At 59.8% G+C, this 20,632-nt stretch carries 22 protein-coding genes; 6 read left to right on the top strand and 16 right to left on the bottom strand.

Annotated elements, in window-relative coordinates; all coding sequences use genetic code 11:
• The first annotated feature begins 8 nt into the window (after nucleotides 1–8).
• The 4 genes from BM234_RS10505 to BM234_RS10490 are packed head-to-tail and all read left to right on the top strand — an operon-like array spanning nucleotide 9 to nucleotide 4,283.
• Complete coding sequence (locus tag BM234_RS10505) at nucleotides 9–1,115, top strand: ABC transporter permease (RefSeq protein ID WP_092064346.1); 1,107 nt, start codon at nucleotides 9–11, stop codon at nucleotides 1,113–1,115.
• Complete coding sequence (locus BM234_RS10500; RefSeq protein ID WP_092064343.1) at nucleotides 1,112–1,885, top strand: ABC transporter ATP-binding protein; 774 nt, start codon at nucleotides 1,112–1,114, stop codon at nucleotides 1,883–1,885. The genes BM234_RS10505 and BM234_RS10500 overlap by 4 nt, the downstream gene beginning before the upstream one ends.
• A gap of 17 nt (nucleotides 1,886–1,902) precedes the next feature.
• Nucleotides 1,903–3,639 (top strand): MlaD family protein, encoded by a 1,737-nt coding sequence (locus BM234_RS10495; RefSeq protein ID WP_092064341.1) that lies wholly within the window; start codon nucleotides 1,903–1,905, stop codon nucleotides 3,637–3,639.
• Between the two features lie 17 nt (nucleotides 3,640–3,656).
• The gene (locus BM234_RS10490; protein WP_092064338.1) at nucleotides 3,657–4,283 is read left to right on the top strand and encodes an ABC-type transport auxiliary lipoprotein family protein; all 627 of its coding nucleotides are present in this window, start codon (nucleotides 3,657–3,659) and stop codon (nucleotides 4,281–4,283) included.
• Between the two features lie 4 nt (nucleotides 4,284–4,287).
• On the opposite strand, the gene ggpS is transcribed toward BM234_RS10490, so the two are convergent.
• Genes ggpS through BM234_RS10475 form a run of 3 tightly spaced genes read right to left on the bottom strand, consistent with a single transcriptional unit; the run spans nucleotide 4,288 to nucleotide 7,730 of the window.
• Nucleotides 4,288–5,793, bottom strand: coding sequence for a glucosylglycerol-phosphate synthase (gene ggpS / locus BM234_RS10485; RefSeq protein WP_092064335.1), 1,506 nt, complete (start codon nucleotides 5,791–5,793; stop codon nucleotides 4,288–4,290).
• A gap of 1 nt (nucleotide 5,794) precedes the next feature.
• Nucleotides 5,795–6,571 (bottom strand): HAD-IIB family hydrolase, encoded by a 777-nt coding sequence (locus tag BM234_RS10480; RefSeq protein ID WP_092064332.1) that lies wholly within the window; start codon nucleotides 6,569–6,571, stop codon nucleotides 5,795–5,797.
• 1 nt (nucleotide 6,572) lies between these two features.
• Nucleotides 6,573–7,730: an NAD(P)H-dependent glycerol-3-phosphate dehydrogenase gene (locus BM234_RS10475; RefSeq protein ID WP_425439241.1), complete on the bottom strand. Its 1,158-nt coding sequence runs from the start codon at nucleotides 7,728–7,730 to the stop codon at nucleotides 6,573–6,575.
• 391 nt (nucleotides 7,731–8,121) lie between these two features.
• On the opposite strand from BM234_RS10475, the gene BM234_RS10470 reads away from it, so the two are divergent.
• The gene (locus BM234_RS10470) at nucleotides 8,122–9,018 is read left to right on the top strand and encodes a UTP--glucose-1-phosphate uridylyltransferase (RefSeq protein ID WP_092064329.1); all 897 of its coding nucleotides are present in this window, start codon (nucleotides 8,122–8,124) and stop codon (nucleotides 9,016–9,018) included.
• Between the two features lie 27 nt (nucleotides 9,019–9,045).
• Here BM234_RS10470 and BM234_RS10465 read toward each other — a convergent pair whose 3' ends face one another.
• The 6 genes from BM234_RS10465 to cysG all read right to left on the bottom strand — a co-directional run bounded on the left by BM234_RS10465 (nucleotide 9,046) and on the right by cysG (nucleotide 14,480).
• Entirely contained in the window at nucleotides 9,046–9,867 is an 822-nt protein-coding gene (locus tag BM234_RS10465; RefSeq protein ID WP_092064326.1) for a ferredoxin--NADP reductase, read from the bottom strand.
• A gap of 65 nt (nucleotides 9,868–9,932) precedes the next feature.
• The gene (locus tag BM234_RS10460; protein ID WP_092064323.1) at nucleotides 9,933–10,340 is read right to left on the bottom strand and encodes a DUF934 domain-containing protein; all 408 of its coding nucleotides are present in this window, start codon (nucleotides 10,338–10,340) and stop codon (nucleotides 9,933–9,935) included.
• Nucleotides 10,337–11,131, bottom strand: a complete 795-nt coding sequence (locus BM234_RS10455) for a phosphoadenylyl-sulfate reductase (protein WP_092064320.1) — start codon at nucleotides 11,129–11,131, stop codon at nucleotides 10,337–10,339. Before BM234_RS10455 ends, BM234_RS10460 begins: the two co-directional genes overlap by 4 nt.
• Nucleotides 11,121–12,785, bottom strand: a complete 1,665-nt coding sequence (locus tag BM234_RS10450; RefSeq protein ID WP_092064317.1) for a nitrite/sulfite reductase — start codon at nucleotides 12,783–12,785, stop codon at nucleotides 11,121–11,123. The genes BM234_RS10455 and BM234_RS10450 overlap by 11 nt, the downstream gene beginning before the upstream one ends.
• The gene (locus tag BM234_RS10445; protein ID WP_092064314.1) at nucleotides 12,778–13,086 is read right to left on the bottom strand and encodes a DUF2849 domain-containing protein; all 309 of its coding nucleotides are present in this window, start codon (nucleotides 13,084–13,086) and stop codon (nucleotides 12,778–12,780) included. Before BM234_RS10445 ends, BM234_RS10450 begins: the two co-directional genes overlap by 8 nt.
• Entirely contained in the window at nucleotides 13,086–14,480 is a 1,395-nt protein-coding gene (cysG, locus tag BM234_RS10440) for a siroheme synthase CysG (protein WP_092064311.1), read from the bottom strand. Before cysG ends, BM234_RS10445 begins: the two co-directional genes overlap by 1 nt.
• A gap of 146 nt (nucleotides 14,481–14,626) precedes the next feature.
• Between cysG and BM234_RS10435 the strand changes: the two genes are divergently transcribed.
• The gene (locus BM234_RS10435; protein ID WP_092064308.1) at nucleotides 14,627–15,088 is read left to right on the top strand and encodes an Lrp/AsnC family transcriptional regulator; all 462 of its coding nucleotides are present in this window, start codon (nucleotides 14,627–14,629) and stop codon (nucleotides 15,086–15,088) included.
• Here the strand turns inward: BM234_RS10435 and BM234_RS10430 are convergent.
• From BM234_RS10430 to BM234_RS10400, 7 genes are all read right to left on the bottom strand, one after another.
• Nucleotides 15,060–16,151: a cytochrome P450 gene (locus BM234_RS10430; protein ID WP_342714677.1), complete on the bottom strand. Its 1,092-nt coding sequence runs from the start codon at nucleotides 16,149–16,151 to the stop codon at nucleotides 15,060–15,062. The genes BM234_RS10435 and BM234_RS10430 overlap by 29 nt on opposite strands.
• Nucleotides 16,152–16,264: 113 nt before the next feature.
• Nucleotides 16,265–17,014 carry a triose-phosphate isomerase gene (gene tpiA, locus BM234_RS10425; RefSeq protein WP_092064302.1) on the bottom strand — a complete coding sequence of 250 codons (750 nt, stop codon included), beginning with the start codon at nucleotides 17,012–17,014 and terminating at the stop codon, nucleotides 16,265–16,267.
• 69 nt (nucleotides 17,015–17,083) lie between these two features.
• Complete coding sequence (locus BM234_RS10420) at nucleotides 17,084–17,464, bottom strand: HesB/IscA family protein (protein WP_092064299.1); 381 nt, start codon at nucleotides 17,462–17,464, stop codon at nucleotides 17,084–17,086.
• Nucleotides 17,465–17,489: 25 nt separating this feature from the next.
• Entirely contained in the window at nucleotides 17,490–18,209 is a 720-nt protein-coding gene (locus BM234_RS10415) for a DUF3307 domain-containing protein (RefSeq protein ID WP_092064296.1), read from the bottom strand.
• A 43-nt stretch (nucleotides 18,210–18,252) separates the two neighbouring features.
• Nucleotides 18,253–18,870, bottom strand: coding sequence for a hypothetical protein (locus BM234_RS10410; RefSeq protein WP_092064293.1), 618 nt, complete (start codon nucleotides 18,868–18,870; stop codon nucleotides 18,253–18,255).
• Nucleotides 18,871–18,993: 123 nt separating this feature from the next.
• On the bottom strand, nucleotides 18,994–19,356 hold the full coding sequence (locus tag BM234_RS10405) for an SUF system Fe-S cluster assembly protein (RefSeq protein ID WP_092064290.1): 363 nt from the start codon (nucleotides 19,354–19,356) through the stop codon (nucleotides 18,994–18,996).
• Nucleotides 19,357–19,422: 66 nt separating this feature from the next.
• Complete coding sequence (locus tag BM234_RS10400; RefSeq protein ID WP_092064287.1) at nucleotides 19,423–20,472, bottom strand: phosphotransferase; 1,050 nt, start codon at nucleotides 20,470–20,472, stop codon at nucleotides 19,423–19,425.
• Nucleotides 20,473–20,632 lie beyond the last annotated feature (160 nt).

The raw sequence follows: 20,632 nt of genomic DNA, 5'->3' as shown, positions 1-20,632 counted from the left end.
ATCTTTAGATGAATGACGGCGCGGTCGCCCCAGGGGGCGACCTTGAGATAGAAACGGCCGAGGGCGGTTTGATCCTGCGCGGAGATGCGACGCTTGCGCATTTAGGCCGCTTGCGGGATGCCCTTTCGGGTGCCAACGGCTCTATTGATATCTCCGAGGTTGATCGGCTGGACTCTGCCGGTTCCTGGGCCTTGGTGGCCGCGAGGGATTCCCGCGATCTGCGGATATTCGGCGGCTCACGGGCGCATGAGGATATCCTTGATGCGGTTTCCTCTGCGTGGCCTAAACCCGATCCTGAGAAATCCAGCCGAAGAAGCCCACTTGATCGCCTCGAAGCGCTGGGCCGCAAGATGGCGGATGCGGGGAAATTCTTTTCGGCGCTGAGCGGGTACCTCGGTCTCTTCCTCGCGCGTCTCTTCGCTTCCATCCTGCATCCCAAAACCTTTCGGTTCACTGCGCTGGCGCATCATTGTCAGGACGTTGGTCTCAAGGCTGTGCCCATCGTGGCGCTCATGGCCTTCTTGATCGGCATCGTTCTGGCGTTTCAGGGCGCCGCGCAATTGCGACAGTTCGGCGCGGAGGTCTTTGTCGTCGATCTTATCGCCGTTTCCGTCCTTCGGGAGTTGGGGGTTCTCTTGACGGCGATCATCGTGGCCGGGCGCACGGCGTCCTCTTTCACTGCGGCAATCGGATCGATGAAGATGCGCGAAGAGGTCGATGCAATGCGTACCTTGGGCGTGGACCCCGCCGATGCCTTGATCGTTCCAAGAGTGCTGGCGCTGCTCTTGATGCTGCCGATCCTCGGGCTGATCGCGGATGTCTCGGGGCTTCTGGGCGGGGCGCTCATGTCGTGGCTGGAACTGGGGATTTCGCCCGCGATGTTCCGAACCCGGTTGGTCGAGGGAACGGATGTTGCACATGTCTTCGTGGGTCTGGTCAAGACGCCGGTCTTTGCCCTCATCATCGGTATCGTCGGCTGCCACGCCGGGATGCAGGTCAAGGGCAATGCGGAATCTCTCGGGATCATGACGTCCAAGGCGGTCGTTACGGCCATTTTCATGGTGATCGTCGCCGACGCGCTCTTCTCGATCTTTTTTGCGGAGTTGGGAATATGAACGCTCCGGATCCGATCATCCGCTTGCGCGGGATACGCAACCAGTTTGGCTCGCAGGTCGTGCACGACAATCTGGATCTGGACGTGAAGCGCGGCGAAGTTTTGGGGATCGTCGGCGGCTCGGGTACGGGTAAATCGGTTCTGCTCCGCACCATCGTCGGCCTACAGACGCCAGCGGCCGGAACGATCGAAGTGCTTGGGGTCGAGCTGAACTCCGCGAGCGAAGCCAAGCGACAGGCGATCCGCAAGCGCTGGGGGGTCATGTTCCAGGACGGTGCGCTATTCTCCTCGCTTACTGTGCGTGAAAATGTCGAAGTCCCCTTGCGGGATGCCGATATCGACGATGAAACCCGCCGTGCGCTGGCTGATCTCAAGATTTCCATGTCCGGGCTGCCCTACCTCGCCGGTGACAAATACCCCTCTGAGCTTTCGGGTGGTATGCGCAAGCGGGCCGGGCTGGCTCGTGCTCTCGCGCTCGATCCGGATATCGTCTTTCTTGACGAGCCGACCGCGGGCCTGGATCCGATCGGGGCAGCCGAGTTCGATCGGCTGATCGAGCGGCTTTCCGATGCGCTGGGTCTGACAGTGTTTATGGTCACGCACGATCTCGATAGTCTTCAAGCGTGTTGCGACCGTATCGCGGTGCTCGCCGAAAAGAAGGTTCTTGTCACGGGAACCATGGCGGAAATGCGAGAGGTCGATCATCCATGGGTTCACGACTATTTTCACGGCCCGCGCGCTCGCGCGGCCCTTGCCACCGCAGCCGAATGAGGCAATTAGCATAATCAATGGAAACGCGCGCGAACTTCATCCTGATCGGGGCCTTTACCCTCGCCGGTTTCCTCGGCCTCATGGGCTTCTTCATCTGGTTCTCCAAGGCGGAGCTTGACCGTCAGTTTGCCTATTACGATGCGTTTTTCGACAACGTCAGTGGGCTGGACCGCGCGTCCGACGTTCGGTTTGCGGGCCTCAGCGTCGGACAGGTCGTGGAACTGCGGCTTTCGGAGGACCAGGACGGAACCGTTCGTGTGCGCCTTGAAGTGGCCGCAGATACGCCGATCCGTGAAGACAGCGTGGCTACAATCGAGAGCCAGGGGGTCACCGGCGTGGCCTATGTGGCGATTACCTCGGGTGATCCGGACGCTCCGCTTGCCAAAGGCGACGGTGACGACATACCGGTGCTGGAATCCGACCGCTCTACGCTGCAGAGCCTGACACAGGACGCGCCGCGACTCCTGTCCGAGATTCTGGAGATCGCGGAACAGGTCAACGGCCTTTTGTCCGATGAGAACCGCGATCGGGTTGAGAATATCATTCTAAATCTGGAATCATCCTCCGAGAAGCTCGACCAGACGCTTTCGGATTTCTCGACCGTGGCTGCGAATGTGGGCGAGTCGGTGTCGGAGATTGCCCGCTTTACCGGTGAATTGGAAGGGATCGCCGGGGCTGTGGAGCGCACTCTGACGCTGGCAGACGACGCAATCGTCGCGGTCGAAGATCTGTCCGAAAAGGCCGAGATCACCTTCGAAGCAGGTACCCAAACGCTCCAGAGCGCGCAGACGACCATCGAGCGGGCAGGGAACTTTATCTCGGACGATCTGCGGGTGGCGATGTCGGATCTGACGCAAACCTCCGCCTCCATCCGCCGGCAAACGGATGAGTTGGGGATCAAGGCGGGCGATCTTCTCGATACATGGCGCGATACCGGCATATCGGCCACAGCGCGCCTGACGCAGGCAGACGAGTTGCTCGCCGAGGCCGATATCATGGTGGATGACCTCGTTGCGACCCTTGATGCCGTCGAAAGCGCGGCTGTTTCTTTTGAGACGCTGATGGATGGGGATGGTGCCGCGCTTGTCGCTGAAACCCGCGCGGCGATGGACAGCGCCCGGCAAGCTGCGGACGGGATAGCGCAGACTGTCGGCGAGGACGTGCCCGGCATCGTGGCGGACGTTCGTTCGGCGGCGACAACTGCACGCAACGCAATCGACACCATCGCTGCTGACCTCAGCTCCACGACGGGCAGGTTGGAAGGTTTGAGCGATGATGCCCAACTGACCATGACCACAGTGACCGAGACATTCAGCCGTGCCAACACCACCTTGGGCGCGATTGAGCGGGCTCTCGCGACGGGCGAACGAACGCTGGCCGCGGCGGAGCGGACATTCGACGGGGCAGACCGCGTGATCAACGAGGACGTCGACGAAATCGCAACCGCATTGCGCGGGGCGATAGGCCGCCTCGATCAAACCGTTGCGCAGGTCTCCGAGGAAATCCCCCTTGCCTCGCAGGATCTTCGCGCTGCTGCCGAATCCGCGCGGGTCGCCTTTTCGGACCTTTCGGGTATCGTCACGGGCGCGCGGGGGCCCATCAATGACTTTGTGAGTGGGGGGTTGCCGCAATTTACGCGCCTCGGCGCAGAAACGCGGCGCTTGATTTCGACACTCGACTCGCTTGCCACGCGGATAGAGCGCGATCCGGCGCGGTTCCTGCTCAACAACGGAACGCCGGAGTACAGACGGTGAAAAAAGTGAGGATTGCCATGCTGCGGCCACTTATGATGTGTTTCCTGCTCGCGCTTCCGGGGTGTTCGGCCATCGGCGCGCTCAGCGATGCAGCCGAACCGCTCGATGCCTATGAGTTGCGTGGAGAGGGTGCTCGCTTTGCCGCGACAGGCAGCCTGCGCAGTGATCTCACGGTAGAGCTTCCAACGGTATCCGGTGCATTGGATACCGATCGCATCCTCGTACGGCCCAGTCCTCTTGAGGCGAGCTATTTGCCCGATGCCCGTTGGACCGACCCGGCCCCGGAAATGGTGCAGACGGTAATTCTGCGTCGCATGGAAGCTTCCGGCGGGTTTCGCTTCGTTGGACGGCGGCCTTTGGGGACGGTTGGCGACTATGCCTTGCTGACCGAACTGACCGACCTTCAGGCGGATGTGTCAGCGGACGGACGCACGGTCACGCGCGTCGCCTTGACGGCTACGCTTATCCGGGAAAACGATGCTGCGGTACTTGCGCGGCGCAGCTTTGCCGGGGCGGCTGAGACATCAGGGACCACGCCGCAGGCCATCGTGCCGGCGTTGGATGCGGCAATGTCGCAAATGCTGACGGAACTTGGCCCATGGGTGCTGCGCACCGCTGGGATCGGGGTGCGCAGCGGGTCTTGATGGCTCAAGCTGAGGTCAGCGCGGCCTTTCGGATGGCCGTGGCCTTTTTCAACAGAAGATCCTGATCGTCGGCCCATTGCCGAATGTCGTAGGTTTTGACGTTGTCCCGCAAAAGCTCCATCCGCTGACGGCGTTCCTCGGGTTCCATATCGAGGGCTTGGCGGATTGCGGTATCCATTGACCGGTTTGAAAACGGGTTGGTCAGAATCGCGGAGGACAACTGGACCGAGGCACCGGCAAATTCCGACAGGACCAGCACCCCGTCGTTGTCGTCCCGGCACGCGACGAATTCCTTTGCCACCAGATTCATGCCATCGGCCATGGGTGTGATCCACGCCACATCCGCAGCCTTGTAGTAGGCGACGAGATCGTCGAAGGGGATTGCCCGACTGATGAGCGCGACCGGCTGCCATTCGAAGGTACCGAAGCGCCCATTGATACGGCCTGCGATCTGTTCGATTTCGTTCTGGATGTCTTCGTAGACGGACATGTTGCGATTTGCGCTGACCGAGACATGCATCAACCGCACCTGGCCTCGAAGGTCTTTGGAGCCTTCGAGAAGACGCTCATAGCTTAGAAGTTGATCGCGTCCGCCCTTGGTGTAATCCGTGCGCCCGACCGATAGCACCATCTTGCTGGTGCCAAGCTCTTTGCGAAGCTCCTCCACCCGCTCGGCTGTTTCGGGGCGCGAGGCGACGCTTTCGATGTAATCGGCGTCGATCCCGACGGGGGAGGTCGCCACGAGGATCTCTCGCCCCTCGAAGGTAATCGCGGTAGGCACCGAGCGATCGCTCAAGGCGCTGCCTTCTGACAGCATCATTTCGGGAACGGTCTCGCGGCGCGTTTGATCTACATCGGCGAGGCTGCGCACCACCGAGACGAAGTTTGCGGCATAGCGGGGGATGTGAAATCCGACGATGTCACAGGCCAGCAGGCTCAAGGCGATCTCCTTGCGCCATGGCAGGACGTTGAACATATCCGCGGAGGGGAAGGGCGTATGGTGGTAAAAGGAGATCACCACATCGGGCCGCAACTGCCGCAGATAGCCCGGCACCAGCCAGAGGTTGTAATCGTGAATCCATACCTTAGCGCCCTCGGCGGCTTCGGCCGCAGCAGCTTCGGCAAAGGCCCAGTTGACCTCCCGGAACACCGGCCAGTCGACGGGATCGTAGTTATACTTCTCCTTGAACGAATGGAGGATTGGCCAGAAGGCTTCTTTCGAGGTGACGTGATAGAAGCTTTTCACCTGTTCGGGGGTCAGCGGCAGGCGATTGACGGAGTAGCGGCCATTCTTGTCGTCAAATTCGACAATCCGTTCGAAACCGGGATTTGCCGTATCCTCCGCCTGCTTCCACGCAATCCATGAACCTTTTTCGGCGCGGCGAAAGAAACTCTTGAGCGTTGGGACGATCCCGTTAGGGCTTTGATGCTCCCGAAAAACCGTCTTTCCGTTCTCCTCGACCTCTTCGTAGGGCTGGCGGTGGTAGACGATCACCAGATCGCTGGACATATCAATTTCCTCCCGGAGTGCGATGCAGGTTTAGCGCGTCGATGGCCTCAAGGATACCTCCCGCGCCGAGGGCTTCCGCGTGATAGACGTGGTCATGTCCTTCGAGGGCGCGGCGAAGCGCCTCTTCGGCGCCGCCCACCGCGACCGCGGGCAAGCCGCACGCAAGCATCGAGAAGTCGTTCATCGTGTCACCCGCGACGAGCGTGCGCTCTCGCGCGACGCCGAGATGATCCACGAGCCGCTGGATCGAGGGGCCCTTGCTGATCCCGCGCGGCAGCACGTCGAAATACCGGTTGTCCGAAATCAGCGGGTCGAATCCCATGTCGCGGACAATCTCCAACGCGCGATCATCAAACTCCGCCGGGTTGAGATCATAGCTTACGCGATAGCGAAAGGCAGTCTGTTGGAGCGTAAGGCCAGGATGCCCGTTCAGCGCCTCGCGGACGCGCGTGCCGCTGTCGCCCCATGTCGTTGCGATTTCGGTCTCCAACGTTTCAATCGGCTCAATTTTCCGGGACATGCCTACTCCGGCGATGGTTGTTCCCACGTCACCCACGACATACTCAGGCCAAGGCACGCCCCCATCGCAAAGCTCTGCGATGAATTGCGGATCGCGCCCCGTGACGAAGACGAGACCGATGGTATCGCGGTTCTCTTCTATCCAGGAATAGAGCGTTTCTCGGTCTCGTTCCGAGCCGCCCAGAAAGGTACCGTCGAGATCGGTTGCGAGCACGAAGTCGCGGTTTGATAGGTCGTTGAAGTCAGTTTTCTGTGTCATTCTACACCGAGTTGGCCGGCACGACGCCTGGGGCGTGGTGGGCGGCAATGTCCATTGTTCGCGGTTCGGATTCCATGGGCCGTGACCAGAGTTCCGCGAATGTCTCCCTCAGGTCTCCGCCATTGTGCAGGACGTTGTGTACAGCCTCGCAGATGGGCATGGGCACCCCGATCCGCCTGCTGAGATCGATCACAGAGACCGCATTGACCTCCCCCTCTACCACCACGGGCTTGCCGCCAAAGCACTCAGACCGAAGCAACCCTTCGCCCAGTTGCTTGCCGAGCGACATGTTCCGCGAGGTCTCGCTGGAACAGGTGAGTGTCAGATCCCCCGCGCCAGAAAGCCCTGTCACTGTTTCCCTGCGGCCGCCAAGAGCCTCCGCCAGAAGTTTCATCTCGTCTATGCCGCGGGTGATCAGAGCCGCGCGGGTATTCTGGGCAAAGCCTGCGCCCGTCATCATACCGCAGGCGATGGCGATGACGTTCTTGACCGCGCCGCCAACCTCTACTCCGATCAGGTCGTCCGAGATATAGGGGCGAAACATGTCGTCCCCCATTGTCACCGCCATCCGCGCGGCCGGGCTAAAGCTTGGGTTCAGCCGATCCTCGTAGGAAAACGGGAATGCTATCGTCGCAGCCGTCGGATGCCCAAGCGCGGTTTCTCCGGCAAAGGTCGGGCCGGACAGGGCCCCAACCGGATGACCGGGCAGTTCGGCCTCAACCACTTGCGAGAGGAGCAGCCCTGTTTGCGTTTCTATCCCCTTGGAGCAGAGCGTGACCGGCACGCCGGGGGCAAGGTGCTCCCGGATTGCAGCGCTCATCGCACGGATCGTGGGGGAGGGGGTCACGAGGATCACAGCCTCTGCATCGGCTAGAGCGGCGGCCAGATCATCAGTAGCAAGCAGGCTCCGGGGGAGAGCCACCCCGGGAAGATAGGTCGGATTGCCTGTCCCCGCGTTGATTGAGCGGATCACTTTCGGATTACGGCCCCACAACTTTGTTTGCCGGCCATTTCGGGCGGCAATGGTGGCAAGCGCCGTACCCCATGATCCTGCGCCTATGACCGCCACTCTATTGTACGGCGGGGGCTGCATCAAACGGCCCGCTACGCTCGGCGCGGCGATCTGGGATTCGCTGTCGTCGTTCCGGTTCTCTGACATGAAGGTGATTTCCTTTTCGCCTATGATGGTAGGGGGCCAGAGCAGAATATCAATGCCGCGGATCGCTTAGCTGCACCGCAGCATATTAGGGGTCGGTCAGAGGCTGTTCGAGTCGGAGAGCTACTCGACCTGGAAATGAATGACCCGCTCCGAGGGGGACTGTGTTGGAGGCAATATTTGCCTAAAAATTGCGCGGTTTACGAACCCAATATTGATTTTGCTCAACAAAATAAAAAACCCATATCCGACGATTTCGATGAAACTCTTTGCAAACTGTCGCGTTCTTTAACCGAATGTCAGGGTTTGTTTTGACAACGCAGCGTCAAGTCATACCCTGAGACCAGTGCTGCAGAGCAGAAACAGTGACGAGATTTTAGAGGAGTTAGCGCCCATGGCCGGTTCGAAGGTGAGAACAGCAATTTTTCCCGTGGCAGGCTTGGGAACTCGTTTCCTCCCGGCGACGAAGGCGACCCCCAAGGAGCTTCTGCCGGTTATCGACACCCCATTGATTCAGTTCGCTCTTGATGAGGCTCGTGCCGCTGGGATCGAGCGGATGATCTTTGTAAACCATCCGTCGAAGACTGCCATTGAGAAGCATGTCCGCGCAGACACCGAGTTGAGCGAGCATCTCCGCGCCAAGGGCAAGTCCGACATCGCCGAGTACCTTGATGGTGCATGCGTTGACGATACCGGCGAAGACGTCGTTTTCGTGATGCAGGAAGAGCAGCTTGGCCTTGGTCACGCTGTGCTATGCGCCAAGGAACACGCGCTGCCCGGCCCGATCGCTGTTATCCTACCCGACGACCTCATCCTCGGAGAGCCGGGATGTCTGGCCGAAATGATCGGCGGGTATGAAGAAACTGGCGCGGGTCACCTCGTTGCCGTGATGGATGTGCCCGAAGATCGCGTCCACAAGTACGGTGTTCTGGATGTAAGCCACCGGAAGGGGCAAATCAGCCGTGCTCTTGGTATGGTTGAGAAGCCCGAGGCAGGTAAAGCGCCTTCGCTCACTGCCGTGGTTGGTCGCTATGTCCTGCACGAGTCGATCTTTGAGGCGCTGGAGACACAGACGCCAGGTGCTGGCGGTGAAATTCAACTCACCGACGCCATCGCCCGCGGGATCGACAAGGTCGGGCTTTCTGGCTTCCACTTCAGTGGTCAGCGGTTTGACTGTGGCTCCAAAGAGGGAATGTTACGCGCCACCCTCCATATCGCGTCCCGCGATCCGGCGTTTGCCGAGGTTCTCAACGAGTACAGCCTCGCCCCGGCGGCCCTCGCCGCCGAGTAAGGTGCAACTCATTCGCTGACGTAGATCTTACCCCACAAACGCCTTTTCAACGACGTACTCGGCGGGTTCGGAATTTGCTCCCTCGCGAAGTCCGAACCCCTCGAGGATTACCTTGATATCGGTATTGAGACCCATCGAGCCACACACCATGGCCCGGTCATTTTCCGCTCCGAAATCATCGACACCCAGATCCTTGAAGAGCGTCCCGTCACTCAGGAGCGCCGTGATCCGCCCCATCTTCGGGCTCTCCTCGCGAGTCGTTGTGGGGTAGTAGACAAGCTTGTCGAGGCCGTCGCCGATCAGTTCGCGCAGAAGCTCATCGTTGCGAACGTTCTCCACTAACTTCCGACCATACTCCAATTCCGCCACATCGCGGCAGGTGTGTGTCAGGATCACCTTGTCATAGTCTTCGTAGGTCTGTGGATCGCGGATAAGCGATGCAAAAGGCGCGATCCCGGTTCCGGTGGAGAATAGCCAAAGCCGGTTGCCGGGAAGCAAGGCGTCATGCACCAATGTGCCGACAGGCTTTGGCCGAAGGATGATCTGATCGCCGGGCTGGATGTGTTGCAGTCGCGATGTAAGGGGGCCATCCTGAACCTTGATCGAATAAAACTCCAGTTCATCATCCCACGAGGGCGACGCGATGGAATAGGCCCGCAGAAGGGGCTTTCCGTCGTCCTTCAGCAAGCCGATCATCACAAATTCCCCCGATCGAAAGCGGAGTGATGCAGGCCGGGTTACACGAAAACTGAACAGTCGGTCCGTCCAATGCGTGACTTCAGTGACAGTCTGAGCATCGGGCAAGGTCTTGACGGGAGTTGCGTCTTTCACGGGTCTAATCTCGGTCATGTCATATCCACCGACTGTTACGGCGGCCTCTCCTTAGCGATGTTCTGTTTGATATGAAAGCGGGCCTAACCGCGCAGGCGGGCTTGATAGTTGTGGGCCTGCCAGTTTGCGCGGGCTAGCCACTGATCCTCAGGCTGGCGTTCTGCCAAGTCGTCGGCAATCTCCACCTCATCAAAACCACAGCGCCGCGCCATGGCGTACTGGTCGGCGATAACATGGCCATGCGCGCGCAAGCGGCCCTGAAATCCCAGTAGGCGAAGCTGCCGGGCGATGGTAAAGCCGCGCCCGTCGGAAAAAGACGGGAAATCCACGCGAATGAGACCCAGCGTGTCGATGCGGTCCTTGAGCGATGCGGGATCGGTATCGCTCGGCACATCGAGCGCGCGGACGGTGCCGTCATCATCAGCGAGCGGGACGATCGGCCCATTCCAGCTATCGGCGCGAAAACCATCGTCGGTCACAAGTACAGTCATGCGTTTTCTCCTTTACGGATTGCGCGCCCATTCACGAAATGGATACCGCATTCGTCTTTGTTCTGCCCGCGCCAACGGCCGGCACGGGGATCTTCGCCCTCGGCCACCTTGGAGGTGCAAGGAGCGCAGCCAATCGATGGATAGCCTTGAGCCACCAGCGGGTGCCGGGGCAATCGGTTTTCGTCCATATAAACGCGTACGTCCTCCGGCGCCCAATGCGCCAGCGGGTTGAGCTTGATGCGGTCAACGCCTTCCTCGGCCTCGAAAAAATCCAGCGCGGAGCGCGTGCCGGACTGAAATCGCTTGCGCCCGGTAATCCACCCGTCGAAGCCCTGCAACGCTCGTTCAAGGGGGCGGGTTTTCCGCAAGTCACAGCAGGCATCCGTATTGGCCATGTGCAGGCGTCCGAACGGGTCTTCCTTTTCCACCTCAAACTCATCCGCCCTGATGATACGCACATTGCGGAGCCCGAGCCGTTCGCTCACCTCGGTTTGGTAGACGAGGGTTTCGGGAAAAAGCATCTGCGTGTCGATAAAGAGCACGGCGGTATTTTTCTCGATCATCGCGACGAGGTGCAGAAGTACAACGGATTCCGCGCCGAAACTGCTGACAAGTGCGAGCCTGCCTGCGGCTGGATCCCGCAGCGCGTCGCGCAGTACCTGCGTCGCCGAATGGTGGCGATAGCGTGCATTCAGCGCGTCCACACGGGCCAGAAGGTCCGCGCGCGTGCCCTCGGAATGCAAACGCCCCCCTTCGGACAGGAGATTGGTCGGCGTATCCTCAAGCGGCATTGGCCTGCGCCTCTGGATAGAGCGCTGCCTTGAACGGCGCGAGACCCAACCGGCGATAGGCCTGCAGGAAGGTTTCCGCTTCGGTTTCACGGTGTGCCAGATAGGCGTTCATGATCCGCTCGATGGCTGGCACGATCTCATCGTAGGAGAAGCCCGGTCCAGCGCGTTCGCCGAGCGTGGCATCTTCCGTCCCATCACCGCCGAGAGTGATCTGGTAATTCTCGACCCCGGCGCGGTCGAGACCGAGAATCCCGATATGCCCCACATGGTGGTGCCCGCACGCGTTTATGCAGCCCGAAATCTTGATCTTCATCGGGCCGATTTCATGCTCCAGCTTCAACTCGTCAAAGCGCGTGGCGATTTCCTGCGCGATCGGAATCGACCGGGCAGTGGCAAGCGCGCAATAGTCCATGCCGGGGCAGGCGATGATATCGGAGATCAAACCAATGTTCGCGGTCGCCAGACCAGCCTGCTTGAGCGCGGTATGCACGGCAGCAAGGTCGGAATTGTGAACGTGGGGCAGGATCACGTTCTGCTCGTGGCTGATGCGCAGTTCATCGTGGCCGTAGCGCTCCGCCAGATCGGCCATGGTGCGCATCTGGTCGGCGGTCGCATCTCCGGGAGTCTTGCCGTGGGCCTTCAGGCTGATCGAAACGATGGCATAGTCGGCCTGTTTATGTGCCGTGATGTTGGTATCGATCCATGAACGGAAAACCGGATCGGAGTCGTAGGCTCGCGTGTAATCGTCGATCTCCGCCTTGCGGAACGCCGGTGGCGCAAACGATTCTCGGATTTCCGCCAAAAGCTGCTGGTCGATACCGCCAAAGGTCGGGCGTACCTGCTCGAACCGCTCCTCGACCATACGGCGGATCTCATCGATACCGTGCTCATGCACAGTGATCTTGATGCGGGCCTTGTACTTGTTGTCGCGTCGGCCGATCTGGTTCCAGACGGACACGATCGATTCCAGATAGGGCAACAGGTCGACTTCGGTGACGAAGTCACTGATCACCTTGCCGATCATCGGCGTGCGACCGAGACCGCCACCAACCAGAACGCGATACCCGCGCTCACCGTTCTGTTCCACAATCTGGATGCCGATATCATGAGCCTTGATCACAGCGCGATCGTTTGGCGCGCCTGTGATGGCGATCTTGAACTTGCGCGGCATGAACTGGAATTCCGGGTGATCGGTAGACCATTGCCGCAGGAGTTCTGCCACAGGGCGCGGATCGTCTATCTCATCCGCTGCTGCGCCGGCAAAATGGTCGGCGGTTACGTTGCGGATGGTGTTGCCCGAGGTTTGGATGGCATGCATTTCCACCTCGCCAAGCGCATCGAGGATATCCGGGACATCCTGCAGCTTGGGCCAGTTATATTGGATGTTCTGCCGGGTGGTGAAATGCCCATAACCCTTGTCCCACCGCTCCGCGATATAGGCAAGCTGACGCATCTGTGCGCTGTTCAGCGTGCCATAGGGGATCGCAACACGCAGCATGTAGGCATGCAGTTGCAGGTAAAGACCGTTCATGAGCCGGAGCGGACGAAATTCCTCTTCGGACAGCGATCCATCAATGCGCCGCTCGACCTGTGCTCGAAACTGGCGATTGCGCTCTGCAATGAAGGCGGCGTCGAAGTCGTTGTATTTATACATGGTTCTTCTCCGCTTGTTTGCCATGGAAATAGTTGGAAGGGCCTGTACGGCGGAATTCTTCGCGGAAATGAGTGGGCTCCGGCCCGTGGGGGCTGGGCTTCATGTCCGCCAGATAGGCTCCGACGACCTCATGAACGCGCGCCTGCGCCTCGATAAGGCGAAGTTGGGCGTGGGCTTCGTCTTCGAGCAATTCGGCTGCGTCTAGATCACGGGTCCAGATATCGTCTGCGGTCAGGTAAACGACGTCGCCCTCAAGCAGGGCGTTTGCGGTGATGACCTTGGGGGTGAAGGCGCGGGGCATCAGGCGAGCTCCTGCTTGATCGTTTCATTCATGGCGGCTTCGGCTGCGCGCGGTGCGAGCCCGTAGAAGGTAAGGGCCGGCCCGGAGAGCTGGGCTGCGGCGATGTCTTCGGCCAGATGCGCAAGAGTGGTGGTCAGGATGCGTTGATCGGGCCGGGATGCATTTTCGACGATGGTGACGGGCGTTGCGCGGTCGGCACCGTGCATGATGAGCCGGCCTTGGATAAACCGGGCTGATTTCTTGCCCATATAGATCGCGGCGACCTCGCCGGGGCGCGCCAATGCGGCCCAATCATGATCGGCGAACCCTTTCATGTCGTGCCCCGTAAGAAAGCGGACCGAAGAGTTGCGCTCACGCTTCGTGAGCGATTGACCGATGGAGGCAACCGCCGCCGAGGCCGCGGTGATGCCGGGGACGATGGTATAGCCGATGCCTGCTTCGCCGACCGCGTCGATTTCCTCATCCAGCCGACCAAACACGGTGGGATCGCCCGATTTAAGCCGGACAACCTGCGCACCTCTGGCCGCATGTTCGACCATCAAGGCATTGATGTCCGATTGCGACATGGAAGGTCCAAAACCCTCCTTTCCCGCATCCAAGAGCGTGGCTTCCCGGCGCACCAGTTCGAGAATGGGAGCCGCGATCAGGCGGTCGTGGATCACGACGTCTGCCTCATCCAGCAACTTGCGCGCCTTGAGTGTCAGAAGCTCCGGATCTCCTGGTCCTGCACCGACGAAGGCAACATGGCCTGGCCGTTCCTTGCGGGACAAATGATCGACGAGCAGAGAGTCGAGCGCGGGCCCAACGGCCTCTTCGCCTGAACTGATGGCGGCGGGGCCAGCGTTGAAATAGTAGTCCGCCCAGAAATCGCGACGAGGACGTCCGAATGGCAGGGCGTCAGCGGCTTTGCGGAAGGATTTTCCGATGCGGGCGAGAGTTCCCAGCGTCGCGGGCAGTTTTGCTTCTAGGTCGGCCTTGATTGCCCGGGCGAGTACGGGGGCGGCGCCTTCCGTGCCAATTGCGACCGTCACAGGATCCCGGTCGACGATCGCGGGTGTGATGAACTGACTGTCCTGCAGGTTATCCACGATATTGACCAATGCCCCATCGGCGCGGGCAATGGCCGAGGTCCGGGCGTCCTCGTTCTCGTTCTCGTCCGCCGCATAGAACAGGGCAGCGCAGAGCGCGTCCCCCGGCTGCATCGGGCGACGTACAAGCCGCAAGATACCCTCAACAGCCCAAGCTTCGATTTCTGGTGCGGGCGTGGGCGCAAAGACTGTGACATGCGCCGTGGTCTTGAGGATCAGCCGCAGCTTGGCCAGCGCAGCATCTCCGCCGCCGGATAGCACGATGCGGCGTCCCTCGACGGCCACAAAAATCGGAAAATGGTTCATTGGCTAGGCCCTGCGCGTGGGTTTAACTTGACCGCCAATATAGGAAATGTTCCCGTTTAGAGGCCAGTAGCTTGCGCCAATAAGGATGTTTGTTCCTTTGGTCGCAGGGTTGGGATAGGGTGTTTCGGAACAGGGAGAAAGTTGGAATGGCCGTTCGCATTGACGATCTGGATCGGAAAATTCTCGCGGAACTGCAGCGCGATGCGAGCCAGTCACTTGATGAAATCGCCAAGACGGTCAGCAGTTCCAAGACGCCGGTGTGGAACCGGATTCGCAAGATGCGCGATGCCGGAATCATCGGCCAACAGACCGTTATCCTCGATCCCGAAGCGCTCGGATTTGAGGCATGTTTCTTCGTGCTCATCCGCACGTCCGAGCATGAGGCCGACTGGCAGAAGTCCTTTCTCAAGGCTCTTCAAGAACGTCCTGAAGTGCTCGAAGCGCATCGGCTTGCGGGTGATATTGACTATATCCTCAAGGTGCGCGTCAGAAATGCGCGTGCATATGACGCCTTCTATCAGGCGCTGATTTCCGAAGTGCGCGTGCACAACGTCACCGCACTCCTCTCGATGGAGGAGATCAAATCGACGACGGCGCTTCCGCTCTGATGCGAACGGGTAGGGATTCTAATCCGTGGAAATGATAGAGATCCCCGTAGACCGGAGGAGCGAGCAAGGCGAGTTCCGGTCGCCTTTCAAAGAGCACACGCAGGGCAATCCGCATCTCCAGTCGCGCCAATGGTGCTCCTACGCAAAAATGAACACCACCGCCGAAACTTGCGTTTGTCTGTGGCTTTCGGGAGGGGTCAAATCGGTTGGGTGCGTTCCATCCCGCTGGATCCCGGTTGGCCGATGCCAGCATGAGGGCAACTTGTTCGCCGCGCTGAAAGCTGTGTCCATATAGCTCCACGTCTTCCAGCGCATAGCGTGTAAACACATGCAGTGGAGGATCGTACCGCAGCAACTCTTCGACGGTTCCGTCGATCCGTTCCGGGCTGAGCCACGCTTCCCGCTCCGTCGAGGCCAGCAAGATCGGGATAGCGTTCCCGATTGAGTGCACAGTTGCTTCGTGGCCTGCATTCAACAACAAGATGCAGGTCGCGATCAATTCCTCGGTGCTCAGCGCTCCGGCCTCATCTTCTGCCGCTATCAACTCCGAGATGAGATCATCCGCCGGACGGGCGCGCCGTTCCGCAACATATCCCCTGAGGAAGGTCGCAAAGTCGGCAGAGGCGGCAGCGGCCTTGTCTTCGATCGCGCGGTCACGCTTGGCTTGATACATCGCGACCATTGCATTGGACCATGCAAGAAGCTGAGGTGCCATCTCTTCGGGCACGCCGAGAAGACGGGCAATGGTAATGACCGGGATCGGTTGGGCGTAGGCTGTGATTAGCTCGACCTCGCCCGAAAACTCGTCGATCAGAGAATGGCAGAGCGCTTCGATACCTGGCGCAAGGGCAGAGATCGCGCGAGTGGTGAATGCCTTGAGGACAAGCCGCCGCAGGCGCGTATGGCGAGGGGCATCCAACTCAAGCATTGAGTTGTCTTCGATCGCATAAAATGGTGCGAGATGTGGAGGAACGGCTTTTCTATGTTCGACCGGAATTTCACGGCCAAAGCGCCGGTCCCGTAGAATGGCCTGCACGGCCTCGTGCGAAAAGACGGCCGTCATTCCATATTCGGACCAGAAATGGACCGGACCGCCTGCGCGGGCGTGGTCATAAAACCGGTATGGGTCTTGTACGAAACCCGGCTCCGTCGGCGACTGTTCTAGAATCAAGTGCCTTAGCCCGCAGCATCCAGCGCTTCGACAATCGGCCCAAAGTCCTCAGCCGTGAGGCTCGCCCCACCCACCAGTGCGCCATCGACATTCGATACTGCAAATATCTCAGCCGCGTTCTTGGCCTTGACCGAACCACCATACAGCAGGCGGATTTCGTTGCCTTCGCTGCCAAATCGTTCATTGAGTTGCCCCCGCAGGGCATCGTGAACTTCGGCAATCTGCTTCAGTGTTGGCACCTTACCCGTTCCTATGGCCCAAACAGGCTCATACGCAATCACGGTCGAAGCAGCGGTCGCACCGTCGGGAACGGAGCTTGCGATCTGACTCTGGATTACACCAAGAGTTTCGCCTGCTTCGCGCTGCGCCTCCGTCTCTCCGACGCACACGATGGCGGTGAGGCCTGCGTTCCAGGCCGCGTGGGTCTTGGCGGCGACAGTTGCATCGGACTCACCATGATCCGCACGGCGCTCGGAATGGCCGAGGATTACATAGCTGGCACCCGCATCCACCAGCATGGCCGGTGATATATCGCCGGTATGCGCACCGGATGTGGCGGTATGACAATCCTGCCCGCCAGTGGCGATGGGCGATCCTTCGGCAGCGGCGGAGAGGCGAGACAATAGAGTCGCCGGTGGGCAGATCAGAACCTCTGCCTTGGGGGATGGGCAACGTTCAGCTAGGGCCGTAACTTCGGCGAGCGCGGCGCCAAGGCCATTCATCTTCCAGTTTCCGGCGGCAAGTTTGCGTGGCATCGATCGCTCCCATTTCCCATTCCGCCACAGGCTTGACCCGTGAGGGCGGGAGCGTCAAGCCCCGCCGCTTCAGGTTGCTTGGCGTTCGGCAGCGAGTTCGTCGACGTCCTTGAACTTGATCGATTCACCACAGCCACAAGCATCGGCCACATTGGGATTGCGAAAGCGGAAACCTGCTTCGAGCAATGAGACCTCATAGTCGATTTCGGTGCCGAACAGGAACATCTGAGCCATGGGCGCGATCATCACCCTCGCGCCGTCCTCTTCCACGACCTCGTCGTTGGGATCGATCTCGTCTGCGAAATCCATGGTGTATTCCATGCCCGCACAGCCGCCCTTCTTGACGCCAATGCGAAGCCCCTGATGACCGTTGCGGTCCATCAGTTTCGTGATTTGATTGATTGCAGCCGGTGTCATGGTGACAGCCTGCTTTCCCGGAATACCGAACATGAACGGTCCCTCCTTTTTTACCAAGCTAAGGGTTCGTGGCCCCAGTCTCAAGGAGCGTCATGCCATGAACCGTGGCGAGCCCAACCGCAAGTGCCCAACTGAACGAGGCGAGGGTGCCTATGATCACGTATTCCGCGCTCTGTTGATCGCGGCTGGCAGTCCCAAAACGGAGGATCGATTTGGCCGTCAGGAGGAAGCCAATGCCAAGCGGCATCTGTGCGAGCACCAGAAGAACCACGACCGCCCGCTCCAGCCTTCCTATGAGGCGTCCAGCTTGGGGGAGGCCGCGACTTCTGACGCGCGCGCCGTAGGGGCGCATGAGCAGGGCAATGCCGTGCTCTCCCATTGCGACCGCAGCGATGAAAGCAGCCCCGACGAGAAACAGGGTCGGCGTATGGGGTATGTCCGCCCAGATCCCTTCGACAAAGAGGCTGGGGGCGATGCCGGCAACCAATACGAGAGTGCCGAGATGAGCGATTTGATCAATCGCGAATCCGGAAAACCGGTTGAATTGTCCGTATATTTTGGCAGCATCAATGGCGACATGCGCGGCTGCGAGGGCGATCAGGATCGGTGAAAGCGATCCGACAGTCACTTGCGCGGCGAGAAGGACAAGCGCTCCGTGAAGAAGTAACACGCCGGGTTTGCGCTTATTGGCGACGATCCACCCCGTTTGCAGGATGAAGTCCGCCAGCAGATGGGCGAACAGCAAGGCGACAAAGGTAACGAGGGCGTCCGGGGTCATCTAGGTTGTATTCCAGAAAAACAACCAAATATGATTGTTAATTTCATGCCGTTTCGAGGGCGTTAAGGGCCGTCAAGATATCTGGAAGGTGGGCGGCTTCCATAACTTTCTGTACGTTCTGCTGACTGCTGCCGACCGCTTCGCCTATCTCGGACTGGGTCGGCCTATCAGGGTTTAGCGCGTAATAAGCCACTGCGGCCTGTGCTGGGCTCCACCCACGGGTCAACGTATCGGCGAGTAGGGTGGCGGCCCGGAGGGGTCCGGAACCGTCGGAGGCGATCCGGGCGGTCTTTCGTATCTGATCAAGTCCCCGGCCCGAACTGACGAAGGCCGAGCCGGAAGCGCCCGAAAGGTCGCCGTCGGGAAGCGCATCCACGGCACCTGTTCCGATTGAAATGCGCGTATCCAAATCCCGCCCATGTCGACGAATCGCTGCACGGAGGAAAAGCGCGGCCCTCAGCGCAATTGTTGGGCGCATCACGACCAGTTGCCAGCCATCTCCGCGAAACCGGGTCAGTTTGGGATCGGCCTCCTGCCAGAGGCTCAATTCTTCTGCAGCGTCTTCGAGGGCCGCGAAAACGCTCTCGAGCCGATCACGCCCAAGCGATGTGGACTCGACAATGTCACCGGTCAAAACCGCTATCGGATCAATTTGCGTCATGCGCTGAGAGTGCCCCGAGCGACGGTAGCGAACAAGGGGGCGCATTCTCCGGAAGAGGCTCTGATCTTGGCGCGTATCATGTCTCGCCAGATATCCCGCCCGGAATGCCCGACGCGACCTGATTTACATGAACCCGAGTTCGAGACGCGCCTCGTCACTCATCATGTCCATTCCCCAGGGCGGCTCCCACGTAAGGTCAACATCAACCTGTTTCACGCCGGCCAAGGGCTCAACCGCTTCGGCGAGCCATCCCGGCATTTCACCCGCCACCGGACAACCCGGCGCGGTGAGCGTCATGACGATGCGAACCTCGTTCTCATCACTGATCTGGATCGTGTACACGAGCCCAAGATCATAGATGTTGACGGGAATCTCCGGATCATAAACCCCACGGCAGGCCTCTACCACCTGATCATAAAGCGGATGGTCGGTGCTGGACGGCGCAATGAGGGGGGCGCCTTCGAGCTGTTCTGATGCGTCGGTCATCGGATGCCTTTCGCCTGTGTGGATGGCAGATATAGGAAATGCCGGAGGGAGCGTAAAGGGAAAGACTCAGACTTCCCGCAAGCGCCGATCCGTCAGGTTCAGCCGTTCGGCCACTATCGGTTCAACCACGGCCCGCATTTCGGGATCATGGGTCAGAATCGCCTCCAACTCATCGAGCCGGTTCATGGCGATCAATTCTAGCAGGTCCTCACGCGGGGTACCATCTGCATGGAGGGGGAGCGCCTTGACCGGTTGCAGCAATTCAATGCGCCGACCAGCGAGGGAGCGTAATTCCGTTTCAGGAAGCGTACTCACGACAAATGCGTAGATCCCGACGCCTCGCGCGGGGAGCGAGAAGGGGGACAGTGCGACGGCATGCACATGCGGGTGGGCGAGCAGGGCGTCTCGAATGGCTGGCCCATCCTTGCGAAACCGATCTCCGGCACCCTCGCCATCCGACCAATCGAACAGACGCCTCGTGACAAAATTGTAAAGCCTTTTCCCAGTCGCCATCCATATCCGGGAGGGCAGGGAACGCCGCGCAAGTAGCCGCTTCTCGGTCGGCGTCAGAAGATGACGCGCGAACTTGCGTTTCTGCTTCAGAAGGTGGCGCAGGTCCTCATAGGCCATCAGGCGATATCGCAAGCCTTTCCGGCGATGGACCGTCGCAAGCTGAAAGTCGATGATTTCGGCGTGTCCATCCGGTGCCATCAGCCAGTTTTGTGGCTTGGCAAGATCGTTGTGGGTAATGCCCCGCCTGCGAAGCTGGGCAAGCAGTCGCGCCGCGTCACGGTAGAAGGCGGGGTTCTTCGGTTTTGCAAGGTTGAGCGGCATGCCCTCTGACCATGTGCGCAACAGCCCCTCGCGATCGACGCGCAAGAGTGTCGGTGTACCGGCAATTCCCTCCACGGCGCGCAGCCCGCGAATTTCCTTGCGGGCCAAGCTCCATGCCAGGGGGCGCAGCCAAGGCGAAACGCCCGAAAGGCGCCGAAGCACCACCTTGGTCGCCGGCGCCTCGGACATATGCCCCGAGATCGTCTCGGAGAAGGCATCGCGCTTGTGCACGGTGCCGGGAAGAAATTTGCCATGGGCCGGTTCTGAAGATCGTTCGAGCATGAATCGGTTTTGCCCGCTCCATCTGGGGGAGGCAAGCACGGTCTGCTTTGCCCCAAGCTGATGACCTTACAAACGCCCGCGTGCTCTCCTTCGCTTCGATGGTAATGAGCTGGTACCTTTGAATTAAATCAGAATCTTACCGGAGGTTTACAGTCTGCGA

The sequence above is a fragment of the Poseidonocella pacifica genome (genome assembly GCF_900111875.1).
Classification (GTDB): Bacteria; Pseudomonadota; Alphaproteobacteria; order Rhodobacterales; family Rhodobacteraceae; genus Poseidonocella; species Poseidonocella pacifica.
The sequence above is the reverse complement of the archived record's forward strand: the minus strand, read 5'-3'. Positions and strand labels throughout refer to the sequence as shown.